A 12,440-nucleotide genomic window follows, 5' to 3' on the forward strand; every position below is an offset into this window, starting at 1 on the left:
TGAAACGACTGCAGTAAACCTTGTTGATTGCATCTTCCGCCCGCAAGTGGTGGAAAAGGCTTAGGAGGACCGGACATGGCTCAGCTCAAGAAAATCCTGCTGGTGGATGACGACGAAGACCTGCGCGAGGCGCTCAGCGAACAACTTGTGATGACCGAGGATTTCGACGTGTTCGAAGCTCATGACGGTCAGTCAGCGATGGAGCGCGCGCGCGAAGCGATCTACGATCTGGTCATTCTGGACGTCGGCCTGCCGGATACTGATGGGCGCGAGCTGTGCCGCCTGATGCGCAAACAAGGCGTCAAAAGCCCGATTCTTATGCTGACTGGCCATGACAGCGATGCAGATACGATCTTGGGTTTGGACGCTGGGGCCAACGATTATGTCTCCAAACCTTTCAAGTTTCCGGTTCTTCTGGCCCGCATTCGCGCGCAGCTGCGTCAGCACGAACAATCCGAGGATGCGGTCTTTGTTCTGGGGCCGTACACCTTCAAGCCCGCGATGAAGATGCTGATCACCGAAGAGGATCGCAAAATCCGGCTGACCGAGAAAGAAACCAACATTCTCAAGTTTCTGTACCGTTCGACTGATGGTGTAGTTGCTCGCGATGTCCTGCTGCACGAGGTCTGGGGCTATAACGCTGGCGTCACCACCCACACGCTTGAGACTCACATCTATCGTCTGCGCCAGAAGATCGAGCCCGACCCGTCGAATGCGCGCCTTTTGGTCACAGAATCGGGCGGATATCGATTGGTCTCTTAACTCGTTGTGGATTGACGTGGATCAAAGTGATACTCTGGATGTGTAATTAGATTACTCCCAACCCGCGCATGTCCGGGTTAAGACATGCACCTCCCTGTTGGACTGCCGGGCCTTTGGCCCGGCCTTTTTTTGCACGGTGCCTTGACCTGCTGATCCAAATCCGACCAGGCCTAGTGGATTACTCTGGGGCTGAAACATCTGGAATGGTTGCGGTTGCAACTTTTGTGGCATTGATCCGATAGGCTGAAGGCGCAATATCGTTTCCACTTGGCCGAATTTGCAGACGGCCTGTGATCCAGACCGGATCAGCATCAATATCAAGGCCTTCAGGATATTCCACCGCGATAACCTGATCCGGCAGAGGTGGAAGTGGATGGCGGCACTCCTTACGCATCGGTGGAACAAGCAGGAAGCGCTTCACGTTCCTAAACTCAAACTCCACAGGGTGTGCGTAGCCTGCAATGCGGATCACATTTCCATCCAGTTTCGCGTTGCCCGGCGTACATTCGGCAAGTTGCATTGAGAGCATACGGTCCGACACATTTGTACCTGTGCAATTCGCGTTCGAGAGATAATTCGCGAGCAATTCAGAGCATTCCTGAGGTCGCTCTTTCCGCAGGTCAGCCCATGACACGTGGAGAGGTTCAGCCAAGGAACCCGAGCCGAGTAATGCAACCGATACAGCCGATACAATCCGAAGTTTAATTGTCGTTCTGCCCATGGGTAACTGTCAAAGGGCTCCGGTAGTCGGGCTCGGTGATACCCAGCTTGTTCATGGCCACACCGGTCAGGCACTCTCTCAGCAATCGGTTGGCGTTCAGTGCTGAAACATATGTCGGGTCCATGTGCGGCGATAGCTCAACGAGTTCAAATCCAACCAGGTTGGTTTCGGCACATAGGCGGCGCAGGATGTGAAATGCCTCACGCGGCATCAGTCCTCCGGGTTCAGGCGTTCCTGTGCCGGGCACAAAAGCAGGGTCCAGTGTGTCGATGTCGAATGATACAAAAATGTACTCCGGGCCATCCTTCGCCTCGGCAATGGCATCTTCCATCACTGCGTTCCAGCCGCGTTCTTCGATCTCAGCCATTGTGTGGTACCGAAAGCCGTTCATACGCATCCAATCGAATGCACGTTCGTCAGGATAATAGCCGCGTAGCGCCACCTGAATGAAGTTCTTGCCGGGAACCAATCCTTCTTCGATCAGACGATAAACAGGCATACCGTGATTGATCAGGTGACCCATCCCGTACTTTCCAGCATCGTAATGGGCATCGAAATGAACGACGCCCACGTTCCCCTTGCCGTAAACATCGACCAACCCAGCCACGTCCGAGTACATCAGTGAGTGATCGCCACCGACGATGAACGGAATGACACGGGTGCCATCTTCATGCTGGACCTCGGCGACCTGACGAACAAACGATCGAACAGCGTGGATCGTTCGTTCGGTGCTCATCATGTCGTTTGGTGCGTTTCCATAGTCTACAACCGTCATATCCTGAAGCGGATCGACCATCACGTGCATATGCGGCTGCCTGGCCCCATAACCAAGATACATTGATGACGCTCTGACTGCATTCGGTCCATGAGACGCCCCTCGCATGCCGCCACCCATGTCCGTAAAGGCACCGAAAATGGCCACATCGACCTCACCGGCGGCCAGATCGGCAGGCGTCAAAGCGACAGGTTGATGCAGAAACGTGGGTATTTGCATGAAGCCCTGACCGTAGAATCTTTGCAGATCAATCGGGCCATCGGCGCGCTCGCCTGTGTCAAAGCTCGGTAGTGGTGTGCGCCAAGCGTTATAGGATGGATCCTCCGTATCAAGCGGGATCACGGGCTGTTCGCCTTCCCGGATCGGGGCTTGAGCACCTTCGTATTCGTGGCCAAAAATTTGGGCGTGCGCGGGCATTGAACACAGACAAATCCACGCAGAAATAACTAACTTCGATGTAAATGGCTTCACTGGTGGCCCCCCCCTTTACTATCGAAAATTCACAAATTCAGAGTATTGGATATATGTTTTTTGTAAAGGATTCCCTGAACGAAAACGCGCTCGGTCAGTTCAACCCGATATGTGGCGCAGCAAGGTTTTTCCGATGGTACCCCATCCCCTACCACGCTAACCTGCGCCAACCGCGACAGAGGAAATCCGCCCCATGCCCTTCACCATTGCCACCTGGAACATCAACTCAGTTCGCTTGCGCGAGCCTATCGTGCTGAAATTGCTGCGGGAAGAGGCGCCGGATGTTCTGTGTTTGCAGGAGTGTAAGTCCCCGGTTGAAAAGATTCCGACCGAAGGGTTTGCCGAACTGGGCTACACCCACATGATTGCCCGTGGGCAAAAGGGCTATAACGGTGTCGCTATCCTGTCGCGCCTGCCGATGGAAGAGGTGGGCGACAAGGATTTTGCCAGTCTCGGCCACGCCCGCCACATCGCTGGGCGGCTGGAGAACGGCGTGACGATCCACAATTTCTATGTTCCTGCGGGCGGTGATGTGCCGGATCGCGAGGTGAACGAGAAGTTCGGCCAGAAACTGGATTACCTCACTGAAATGCGCGATTGGTTCCGCTCGGAAAAGCCCGAGAAATCCATTCTGGTGGGTGATTTGAACATTGCGCCGCGTGAGGATGACGTGTGGTCCCATAAGCAACTGCTCAAGGTGGTCTCGCACACGCCGATCGAGGTTGAAACGCTGGCCGAAACTCAGGATGCAGGTGGTTGGGTCGATATCACTCGCAAGGATATCCCCGAGGGGCAGATTTATAGCTGGTGGTCCTATCGTGCGCGTGATTGGGATGCGGCAGATAAAGGGCGGCGTCTGGATCATGTCTGGGCTACGCCAGATATCTCGAACGCGGGCCATTCCAGCCGCATCCTGCGCGACGCGCGCGGGTGGGAAAAACCCAGCGACCACGCCCCAGTTTTTGCCAGTTTCGACCTGTAATCGCGCAACTCTGCCCTTGGTTTCTGAGCCAAGCGGTTGCATATAGAGCGCAAGTTCGAACCGGAGAGTGAATGCCATGGACCTTCTGAACGCCGCAGCCAGCCCCGAGGCCACCGATCTGATCAAGGACGGATCTGAGGCCACGTTTATGGCCGATGTGGTCGAAGCTTCTCAGGAAACCCCGATCATTGTGGATTTCTGGGCGCCTTGGTGTGGTCCGTGCAAAACGCTGGGCCCCGCTCTGGAAGAGGCTGTGACCGCTGCCAAGGGCGCGGTGAAGATGGTCAAGATCAACGTGGACGAGGCGCAAATGATCGCCTCGCAGATGCGTATTCAGTCGATCCCGACCGTTTATGCCTTTTTCAAAGGCCAACCGGTCGACGGGTTTCAGGGCGCTTTGCCGGGGTCTGAGATCAAGGCCTTTGTTGATCGCGTGATCGAGGCTGCGGGTGGCGAAAGCCCCGGTGGCCAATTGGATGATGCGGTTCAGGCCGCCGAAGAAATGCTGACCGAAGGAGCCGCCACAGATGCGGCGCAGACTTTTGCTGCCATTTTGGGAGAAGACCCGAACCATGCCGCCGCCTATGGTGGTCTGGTGCGTGCCCATATCGCGGCTGGTGATCTGGAGCAGGCCGAGGCGATCTTGAACGGTGCTCCGGCAGAGATTTCTACCTCGGCCGAGGTCGAAGCGGCCCATGCGCAGCTGGAACTGGCAAAACAGGCAGCAGATGCGGGCCCGGTGGCCGAGTTGACCGCAGCTGTTGAGGCTGAGCCCGACAACCATCAGGCCCGGTTCGATCTGGCGCAGGCCCTGCACGCCAATGGCGATGTCGAAGAGGCCGTGGCGCAACTGCTGGAACTTTTCCGTCGTGACCGTGAATGGAATGACGGTGCCGCCAAAACTCAGCTTTTCACCATCTTCGATGCGCTCAAGCCCAATGATCCGATTGTTCTGAACGGGCGGCGCAAGCTTAGCTCGATGATATTTGCCTAATTTCCGATCAGAGCTACACTCGGATACATGATGCATCCCGCTGATCTGCCGGAAACGGTATCCGTTTTTCCATTGCCCGGGGCGCTGTTGCTGCCCCGCTCGCGCCTGCCGCTGCATATTTTCGAGCCGCGTTATCTTCAGATGCTGGATGACGCGCTGAAGACACAAGAACGTTTGATTGGAATGGTGCAGCCCAACCCCTGCCAGAGCAACGACAGTAAGCTGCACCAGATCGGTTGCGCGGGGCGGGTAACGCAGTTTTCGGAAACCGAGGATGGCCGCTATCTGATCACGCTGACGGGTATCTCGCGGTTCCGTGTTCGGTCGGAACTGGACGCATTTACTCCTTACCGCCGCTGCGCCGTGTCGTGGGATGGGTTTGATCGTGATCTCGGCAAGGCCGAGGTGGACGATGGTTTCGACCGCAACACGTTCCTTGGACTGCTCGAGCGGTTCTTTTCGTCGCGCCAGCTCTCGACCGACTGGGACACTCTGAAAGACGCGGATGATGAGTTGCTGGTAAACTCATTGTCGATGCTGCTGGATTTCGATCCTGAAGAGAAACAGGCGCTGCTTGAGGCCCCCAGCCTGCGCACCCGGCGCGAGACGTTGGTGACATTGATAGAATTCGCCATGCGTGGCGGATCAAACGAGGAAAAACTCCAATGACCGAAACCGAACATTCCTTCGACCGCCACATGCTTGAGGCGCTGATCTGCCCGCAGACGCATACCACGCTGCACTATGACGCCGAAAAGCAGGAATTGGTTTCGAAGGCGGCCGGTCTGGCTTTCCCGATCCGCAACGGTATTCCGGTGATGCTGGTCGATGAGGCGCGGGTGCTCGACTAAATCGGTCGGCCTTGCAGCAGTTTTGGTAGGTCTCCGGTCAACCCGGCGGCCTCACGCACAAAACCTCGACGCAGGCCGGGGAGAGAGCCGACGACCCCCATCCCGATATCGCGACCGATTCGTAGCAGAGGATTGTCGTTGGAAAACAGTTTGTTGAACACATCCGTTGCCATCGCTAACGCGGCGGTGTCGAAGCGACGCCATTCCTGATAACGCTCCAGCACCAAAATCGAGCCAATATCCTCGCCGCGCCGTCCGGCCAGTGTCAGCACTTCGGCCAACGCGCCAACGTCACGTAGACCAGCGTTCAGTCCTTGCCCGGCGATGGGGTGCATGCCGTGGGCGGCGTCTCCGACCAGCGCCATGCGCTCGCCGATGAAGGAATTGGCGATGGTCAGGTTCAGAGGATAGGTGAACCGGTCGCCCTGCAGGCGAATATCGCCCAGAAAATCTCCGAACCGGGGGCGCAGCACCTGCAGATAGTCGGCCTCGGACAGGGCGTTGATGTGTTTGGCCGTCTCGGTCCGTTCGCTCCAGACAATCGAACTGCGATTGCCGGTCAGCGGCAGGATGGCCAGCGGGCCGGGCGGCATGAAGAACTGATGCGCCACCCCGTGATGCGGCAGTTCGTGCTCGATAGCGCAGACCAGAGCAGTTTGTCCGTAATCCCATCCGCTGCGCTTTATACCAGCCCGTGCGGCGGTGCCGCTGCGGCGTCCGTCGCAACCGACCAGCAGACCACCTGTGATGGTGCTGCCATCATCCAGTGTCAGGGTTGCACTGGTCGTGTCGGCCTCCTGTGCGACAACGGTTTTACCGTTGATTTGGGTAATGGCTTTTTCTTCAGCCATAGCGTCAAGAAAGGCGCGGCGCAGGTGGCGGTCCTCGACCATGTAGCCCATCGGACCTTCTTCGATCTCGGCATGGTCGAAATGCATGAAAAACGGGGATGGTCCCGCACCCGCATGCCCATCGGTCACCTTGATTTCCAGCATCGGTTGGGCGTTGTCCGCAACCTTCTCCCACACCCCAATCGCGTCCAGCAAGCGCTGCGAGGCCAGCGCCAGCGCATAGGCACGCCCGTCAAAGGCGGCATTCTTGCGCACCGTCTCGGCCAGCGCGTCGATTACGGTGACAGAATGCCCCGTCTGCGCCAACGCCAATGCCAAAGCCGGGCCATTCAGGCCGCCGCCTACGATTAGGATATCGGACTTGTGTTCCATGCCCCGCAATATGCGTGCCGATACGGGATTGTCCATGTGCGGTCCTGTCGCTACCGTCCGGAACAACACAGTTTTTCGAAGGGGGCAGGGATGCAGGATTGGCTGACCATGACGGCGTGTGATCTGGGGCGAGGCATCGGCATGGGGCGGATCGACCCGGTTGAGCTGACCGAGACCTATCTGACCGCCATCGACGCCCATCCCCATAGCGACCGAATCTATGCCCGCGTCACACAAGACCGTGCAAGAGCTGAGGCCCAAGCCGCGCAAGCACGCTCCAAACTGGGTCTACGCCGGTCGCTGCTGGATGGCGTGCCGATCAGTTGGAAGGACTTGTTTGACACAGCAGGAACCGCGACCGAGGCTGGATCGGCGCTATTGAAAGACCGGGTGCCGGGTGCGGACGCGGTCGTTGTGCGCAACGCCACCGCGCTGGGTGCCGTGTGCTTGGGCAAGACCCATATGAGCGAGCTTGCCTTTTCAGGCCTTGGCCTCAACCCGATCACCGGAACGCCGCCCTGCGTCGACGATGAAGAGGCCGTGCCCGGTGGCTCATCCTCGGGCGCCGGGGCATCGGTGGCTTGGGGATTGGCAGCCGGGGGGATCGGCTCGGACACGGGCGGGTCGGTGCGAATCCCGGCGGCATGGAACAATCTGGTCGGGCTGAAGACCACCGCCGGCCGGGTCAGTCTGGAAGGGGTTGTGCCTTTGTGTTTGCGATTTGATACCGCTGGCCCTCTGGCACGTTCGGTGGAAGATGCAGCCCATTTGCTGGCGCTGATGGAAGGCGGCAGCCCTGCTGATCTGCGCGGGGCCAGCCTGAAAGGTCGCCGCTTTGCCGATCTGCAGAACGTAGCCAAGGACGAGTTGCGCGATGCGCCACGCAAGGCCTTCGACGATGCGTTGGATCGCCTGCGGGAAGCTGGAGCCGAAATCGTACCACTGGAAGTGCCGGAACTGAACGAGGCGATGGGCCTGTCGGGTATGCTCTACACCACCGAAGCCTATGGTCTTTGGCGGGACGTTATCGAGGCCAACCCAGACGCCATGTACCCCGAAATTCTGGAACGGTTCCGTTCAGGAAAGAACAACTCTGGCCCCGACTACATTGCTGCATGGTCCAAGCTGAAGGCTTGCCGTGCCGCATGGGATGCGGCAACCTCGGGGTTCGACGCAGTTCTGGCTCCCACAGCCCCCATTCTGCCCCCGAATCTGGAGCGGTTGATGAGCGATCACGACTACTATGTCACCGAAAATCTGCTGGCCCTGCGCAACACAAGGATCGGCAATCTGATGGGGTTGGCCGCGTTGACTCTGCCCACAGGAACCCCTGGTTGCGGGCTGATGATGATGGGTTTTCCGGGCTCGGAAGAGGTGCTTTTGCGTCTGGGTTCAGCGGCCGAGGCAGCATTGGCCTGAATGCCACAATCCCCTGATTCGGCACCTCTTTGTCTGGACGAAGCGAGGTACGACCTGTAATCTGCCAAAAAAACGGGGCGTAAATGATCCCGATATTGAGGCAGTAGTTATGAATTTCCCCGAGCGGTTTTCGAACCTACCGGAATATGCATTCCCACGTCTGCGCACCCTGTTGGATCATCACCAACCGGGCGGAGATGTAGTTCACATGACCATCGGTGCGCCGATGCACGACTTCCCCGCATGGGTGACAGACGTCATCATGGAAAACGCCGCAGGTTTTCAGGGCTATCCGCCCAACGAAGGCTCGCCTGAGTTGCGCAGTGCGATCACAGATTGGGTCAGCCGTCGCTACGGTGTGGCGATGGACCCCGACGCCAACGTAATGGCCCTGAACGGTACGCGCGAAGGTCTGTACAATGCCGCCATGGCATTGTGCCCAGAGCAGAAGAACGGCCAGAAACCGGTCGTTTTGTGCCCAAACCCGTTCTATCAGGTCTATATGGTCGCCTCGATCTCGGTCGGGGCCGAGCCGGTCTTTGTGCCCGCGACCGCTGCTACCGGTCATCTGCCGAACTATGCAGGGTTGCCCGATGATGTGCTGAACCGTACCGCGGTGGCCTATATCTGTTCACCAGCTAACCCGCAGGGGGCTGTCGCCTCTCGTGATTATTGGGCCGAGTTGATCAAACTAGCCGAGAAGTACGATTTCCGTATCTTCGCGGACGAGTGTTATTCTGAGATTTACCGCGGTGAAGCACCAATTGGCGTTTTGACTGTAGCGCAGGAACTGGGTGCTGATCCCGAACGGATCACTTTGTTCAACTCACTGTCAAAGCGGTCGAATTTGGCCGGTCTGCGTTCAGGCCTGATTGCGGGCGGGCCTGAGACGATCAAACAAGTCAAACTATTGCGCAGCTACGCCGGTGCGCCTCTGCCCTTGCCGCTGCAGGCTGCCGCGGCCCGCGTTTGGGCGGACGAAGAACATGTCACAGAGAATCGCGCGCTCTATCAGGAGAAATACGCGATTGCTGATAAGGTGTTCTCCGGCGTTCAGGGCTACATGCCGCCCGAGGCCGGGTTTTTCCTGTGGCTGCCGGTCGAAAACGGCGAAGAAACCGCATTGAAGCTGTGGCAGGAAACCGGGGTTCGGGTCCTGCCAGGCGCATATCTTTCTCAAGGCGATCCGGGGCAAAACCCGGGCGAGCAATTTATCCGGGCCGCTCTGGTGGCTCCAAAAAAAGAGTTGCAGCAAGGGCTGATCAAGCTTCGTGACTGCATCTATTCGTGAGGTACGAGGGCAAAATGGCATCATATAACGCGCGAAACCGCGATCCATTGCTGGACAGCACGACTCAGGCCGCGATTGAGCGGCGCAGCAAAGAACTGATCGGGATCGCCCTGATCCTGCTGGGGCTGGCCGCTGCTGCGATGATCTGGTCCTACACGCCGGATGATCCGAATTGGATGGTTTCGACCGACGCGCCGGTGCAGAACTGGATGGGGCGGATTGGTGCCTCGATCGCCGCGCCCCTGTTCATGATCGTCGGTTGGGGCAGCTGGAGCATCGCGTTGGTGCTGATCGGCTGGGGTGTGCGCTTTGCCGGGCATTTCGGTGAAGACCGCGCCATTGCTCGCTTGATCTTTGCTCCCATTTGGATCGCTGTTGTGTCGGTCTACGCCGCGACGTTGGTGCCGGGTGAGGCCTGGCGCACGACTCACAGCTTTGGTTTGGGTGGGTTGTTCGGTGACACCGTTATGGGGGCGTTGCTGACGCTGCTGCCGATTTCCTCGCATTTCATGGTCAAGCTGATGTCGCTGGCGATGGCCGCTGGAATGTTGGCGCTGGGTGTATTTGTTCTGGGCTTCACCAAAGAGGACGTGCGCAAGGGGTTCCGAGCCTTCCTTTTGGGCCTGGTCATGTCCTACGACATGCTGATGAACATGCTGGGCCGTGGTGCTTCGGCGACCGCTCAGGCTGCTCGTGATCGTCGCGCGCGGTGGGATGAGCGTAGGGCCGTGCGGGCTGAAGCAGCCGACGCCGTGTTCGAAGATGATCTTGCTTATTCCGATCCGGTGTTCGAAGAGCCGGATTTTGAAGAACCGGAGCCTGCCAAGCCGGGTCTGTTGGCGCGGATGCCCAGCCTGATCCGTCGACCCGAGCCTATGCCCGAACCGGAATTGATCGACCGCGAGCCGGTTGCAGGATTTGACGAGATGCCGGGCGAGGACCGTATCCGGTCCAAGATTTCCGCCGCCGTGCGCAACCGCAAGGTCGCCGCGGGCGAGATGGCGCCCGTGCATGACCCGAACTTGCCGCTGACCAAGGGGCGGGGCCGTGGCCCGGACCCGCTGATCCTGAACCCCCGAGGAGGGGAAGAATTGCCGCCCGAACCGCCGATGACCTCGACCGGTTTGCCGCCGGAACCGATGTTGACTGCAGAGCCCGCGCCGGAATGGCAGCAGGAGCCGCTGCATGAGGATTTCGCGCCCGAGCCGGATTTCGAAGACGAAGCGGTGTTCGAGGATACCCCGATGCCCGAACCCGAACCGCAGCCGCGCCCGGCGATGAAAATCCCGGTGGCCGAGCCGCGCAAGCCGGTGGTGGCTCAACCCGTGCGTCGAGCCCCGCCGCCCTCGCGCCGGGCCCAGGCCGAAGCGCAGCCGGCGTTGTCCTTTGAGGAACGGCATTCCGATTTCGAACTGCCGCCGCTGGGCCTGCTTTCCAACCCGGCCAGCATTCAGCGCCATCACCTCAGCGATGAGGCGCTGGAGGAAAACGCGCGGATGCTCGAAAACGTGCTGGATGACTATGGTGTGAAGGGTGAGATCGTTAGCGTTCGTCCCGGCCCCGTTGTCACCATGTACGAATTGGAGCCTGCTCCGGGCCTGAAAGCCAGCCGTGTGATCGGTCTGGCCGACGATATCGCGCGCTCGATGTCGGCCCTGTCGGCGCGGGTGTCGACCCTGCCGGGCCGCTCGGTGATCGGGATCGAACTACCGAACGAAAACCGTGAGATGGTGGTGCTGCGCGAGATCCTCGCCAGCCGCGATTTCGGCGATGGCAACCACGCACTGCCGCTGGCGCTGGGCAAGGATATCGGTGGTGAGTCCGTTGTGGCGAACCTTGCGAAAATGCCTCACCTGCTGATCGCGGGAACCACCGGGTCCGGTAAGTCGGTGGCGATCAACACGATGATCCTGTCGCTGCTGTACAAGCTGACGCCGGATGAATGCCGCCTGATCATGATCGACCCCAAGATGCTGGAACTGTCGGTCTATGACGGCATCCCGCACCTGCTGTCCCCCGTTGTGACCGATCCGAAAAAGGCGGTTGTGGCCCTGAAATGGGTCGTGGGTGAGATGGAGGACCGCTATCGCAAGATGTCCAAAATGGGCGTCCGCAACATCGCAGGCTACAACGGCCGCGTGAAGGACGCGCTGGACAAGGGCGAGCTGTTCAGCCGTACGGTGCAGACCGGGTTCGACGACGAAACCGGCGAGCCCGTGTTCGAGACCGAGGAATTCGCACCCGAAGCGATGCCCTATATCGTTGTCATCGTCGACGAGATGGCCGACCTGATGATGGTCGCAGGCAAAGAGATCGAAGCCTGCATTCAGCGTCTGGCGCAGATGGCGCGGGCCTCGGGCATTCACCTGATCATGGCCACGCAGCGCCCGTCGGTTGACGTCATCACTGGCACGATCAAAGCGAACTTCCCGACACGGATTTCGTTCCAGGTGACGTCGAAAGTCGACAGCCGCACCATTCTGGGTGAGATGGGCGCCGAGCAACTGCTGGGGCAGGGCGATATGCTGTATATGGCGGGTGGCGCCAAGATCACCCGTTGCCACGGACCCTTTGTCTCGGACGAAGAGGTTGAGGAAATCGTCAACCATCTGAAACAGTTCGGCCCACCGGATTACATGAGCGGTGTGGTCGATGGCCCGGCCGAAGAAAAGGCCGACAATATCGACGCGGTTCTGGGTCTGAACACCGGTGGCAACACCAATGGTGAAGATGCGCTCTACGATCAGGCCGTGGCGATTGTGATCAAGGATCGCAAATGCTCGACCTCGTATATCCAGCGGAAACTTGCCATCGGCTACAACAAGGCAGCGCGGTTGGTTGAGCAAATGGAGGACGAAGGCGTTGTTTCGGCGGCAAATCACGTTGGTAAGCGGGAAATCCTCGTCCCCGAACAGTAGGATATTTAATAACAAGGGCAGAGCGCCTATCTG

11 protein-coding genes are annotated in these 12,440 nt (G+C 58.8%); 8 read left to right on the forward strand and 3 right to left on the reverse strand.

The genetic code is table 11. From position 1 onward, the window contains the following. Nucleotides 1-75 precede the first annotated feature (75 nt). Entirely contained in the window at nucleotides 76-762 is a 687-nt protein-coding gene (locus ABLN94_RS21975) for a response regulator transcription factor (protein ID WP_058283107.1), read from the forward strand. A 178-nt stretch (nucleotides 763-940) separates the two neighbouring features. Here ABLN94_RS21975 and ABLN94_RS21980 read toward each other — a convergent pair whose 3' ends face one another. Beyond that, complete coding sequence (locus ABLN94_RS21980) at nucleotides 941-1,483, reverse strand: DUF3299 domain-containing protein (RefSeq protein ID WP_352996459.1); 543 nt, start codon at nucleotides 1,481-1,483, stop codon at nucleotides 941-943. Further along, nucleotides 1,464-2,675, reverse strand: coding sequence for an agmatinase family protein (locus tag ABLN94_RS21985; protein ID WP_352996461.1), 1,212 nt, complete (start codon nucleotides 2,673-2,675; stop codon nucleotides 1,464-1,466). The genes ABLN94_RS21980 and ABLN94_RS21985 overlap by 20 nt, the downstream gene beginning before the upstream one ends. A 247-nt stretch (nucleotides 2,676-2,922) precedes the next feature. Between ABLN94_RS21985 and ABLN94_RS21990 the strand changes: the two genes are divergently transcribed. The 4 genes from ABLN94_RS21990 (at nucleotide 2,923) to ABLN94_RS22005 (ending at nucleotide 5,556) form a co-directional block, all read left to right on the forward strand. Then, the gene (locus tag ABLN94_RS21990) at nucleotides 2,923-3,711 is read left to right on the forward strand and encodes an exodeoxyribonuclease III (RefSeq protein WP_352996463.1); all 789 of its coding nucleotides are present in this window, start codon (nucleotides 2,923-2,925) and stop codon (nucleotides 3,709-3,711) included. Nucleotides 3,712-3,787: 76 nt separating this feature from the next. Continuing rightward, entirely contained in the window at nucleotides 3,788-4,705 is a 918-nt protein-coding gene (gene trxA / locus ABLN94_RS21995) for a thioredoxin (protein ID WP_352996465.1), read from the forward strand. A gap of 27 nt (nucleotides 4,706-4,732) precedes the next feature. Further along, nucleotides 4,733-5,374, forward strand: a complete 642-nt coding sequence (locus tag ABLN94_RS22000; RefSeq protein ID WP_352996467.1) for an LON peptidase substrate-binding domain-containing protein — start codon at nucleotides 4,733-4,735, stop codon at nucleotides 5,372-5,374. Further along, nucleotides 5,371-5,556: a Trm112 family protein gene (locus ABLN94_RS22005; RefSeq protein WP_352996469.1), complete on the forward strand. Its 186-nt coding sequence runs from the start codon at nucleotides 5,371-5,373 to the stop codon at nucleotides 5,554-5,556. Before ABLN94_RS22000 ends, ABLN94_RS22005 begins: the two co-directional genes overlap by 4 nt. On the opposite strand, the gene ABLN94_RS22010 is transcribed toward ABLN94_RS22005, so the two are convergent. Further along, the gene (locus ABLN94_RS22010; protein ID WP_352996471.1) at nucleotides 5,553-6,815 is read right to left on the reverse strand and encodes an FAD-dependent monooxygenase; all 1,263 of its coding nucleotides are present in this window, start codon (nucleotides 6,813-6,815) and stop codon (nucleotides 5,553-5,555) included. The two genes, ABLN94_RS22005 and ABLN94_RS22010, sit on opposite strands and share 4 nt — an antisense overlap. A gap of 54 nt (nucleotides 6,816-6,869) precedes the next feature. On the opposite strand from ABLN94_RS22010, the gene ABLN94_RS22015 reads away from it, so the two are divergent. The 3 genes from ABLN94_RS22015 (at nucleotide 6,870) to ABLN94_RS22025 (ending at nucleotide 12,407) form a co-directional block, all read left to right on the forward strand. Then, complete coding sequence (locus ABLN94_RS22015; RefSeq protein ID WP_352996473.1) at nucleotides 6,870-8,198, forward strand: amidase; 1,329 nt, start codon at nucleotides 6,870-6,872, stop codon at nucleotides 8,196-8,198. A gap of 109 nt (nucleotides 8,199-8,307) precedes the next feature. After that, entirely contained in the window at nucleotides 8,308-9,489 is a 1,182-nt protein-coding gene (locus ABLN94_RS22020) for an aminotransferase class I/II-fold pyridoxal phosphate-dependent enzyme (RefSeq protein WP_352996475.1), read from the forward strand. Nucleotides 9,490-9,503: 14 nt separating this feature from the next. Further along, nucleotides 9,504-12,407 (forward strand): DNA translocase FtsK 4TM domain-containing protein, encoded by a 2,904-nt coding sequence (locus tag ABLN94_RS22025; RefSeq protein WP_352996477.1) that lies wholly within the window; start codon nucleotides 9,504-9,506, stop codon nucleotides 12,405-12,407. Nucleotides 12,408-12,440 lie beyond the last annotated feature (33 nt).

Source organism: Ruegeria sp. SCP11 (assembly GCF_040329455.1).
In the GTDB taxonomy this organism is placed as follows: Bacteria; Pseudomonadota; Alphaproteobacteria; order Rhodobacterales; family Rhodobacteraceae; genus Ruegeria; species Ruegeria atlantica_E.

What these genes read in the sequence shown, in the direction of transcription:
- ABLN94_RS21975 (WP_058283107.1), top strand. Translation starts at nt 76, where the DNA reads ATGGCTCAGCTCAAGAAAATCCTGCTGGTGGATGACGACGAAGACCTG.
- ABLN94_RS21980 (WP_352996459.1), bottom strand. Translation starts at nt 1,483, where the DNA reads ATGGGCAGAACGACAATTAAACTTCGGATTGTATCGGCTGTATCGGTT.
- ABLN94_RS21985 (WP_352996461.1), bottom strand. Translation starts at nt 2,675, where the DNA reads ATGCCCGCGCACGCCCAAATTTTTGGCCACGAATACGAAGGTGCTCAA.
- ABLN94_RS21990 (WP_352996463.1), top strand. Translation starts at nt 2,923, where the DNA reads ATGCCCTTCACCATTGCCACCTGGAACATCAACTCAGTTCGCTTGCGC.
- trxA (WP_352996465.1), top strand. Translation starts at nt 3,788, where the DNA reads ATGGACCTTCTGAACGCCGCAGCCAGCCCCGAGGCCACCGATCTGATC.
- ABLN94_RS22000 (WP_352996467.1), top strand. Translation starts at nt 4,733, where the DNA reads ATGATGCATCCCGCTGATCTGCCGGAAACGGTATCCGTTTTTCCATTG.
- ABLN94_RS22005 (WP_352996469.1), top strand. Translation starts at nt 5,371, where the DNA reads ATGACCGAAACCGAACATTCCTTCGACCGCCACATGCTTGAGGCGCTG.
- ABLN94_RS22010 (WP_352996471.1), bottom strand. Translation starts at nt 6,815, where the DNA reads ATGGACAATCCCGTATCGGCACGCATATTGCGGGGCATGGAACACAAG.
- ABLN94_RS22015 (WP_352996473.1), top strand. Translation starts at nt 6,870, where the DNA reads ATGCAGGATTGGCTGACCATGACGGCGTGTGATCTGGGGCGAGGCATC.
- ABLN94_RS22020 (WP_352996475.1), top strand. Translation starts at nt 8,308, where the DNA reads ATGAATTTCCCCGAGCGGTTTTCGAACCTACCGGAATATGCATTCCCA.
- ABLN94_RS22025 (WP_352996477.1), top strand. Translation starts at nt 9,504, where the DNA reads ATGGCATCATATAACGCGCGAAACCGCGATCCATTGCTGGACAGCACG.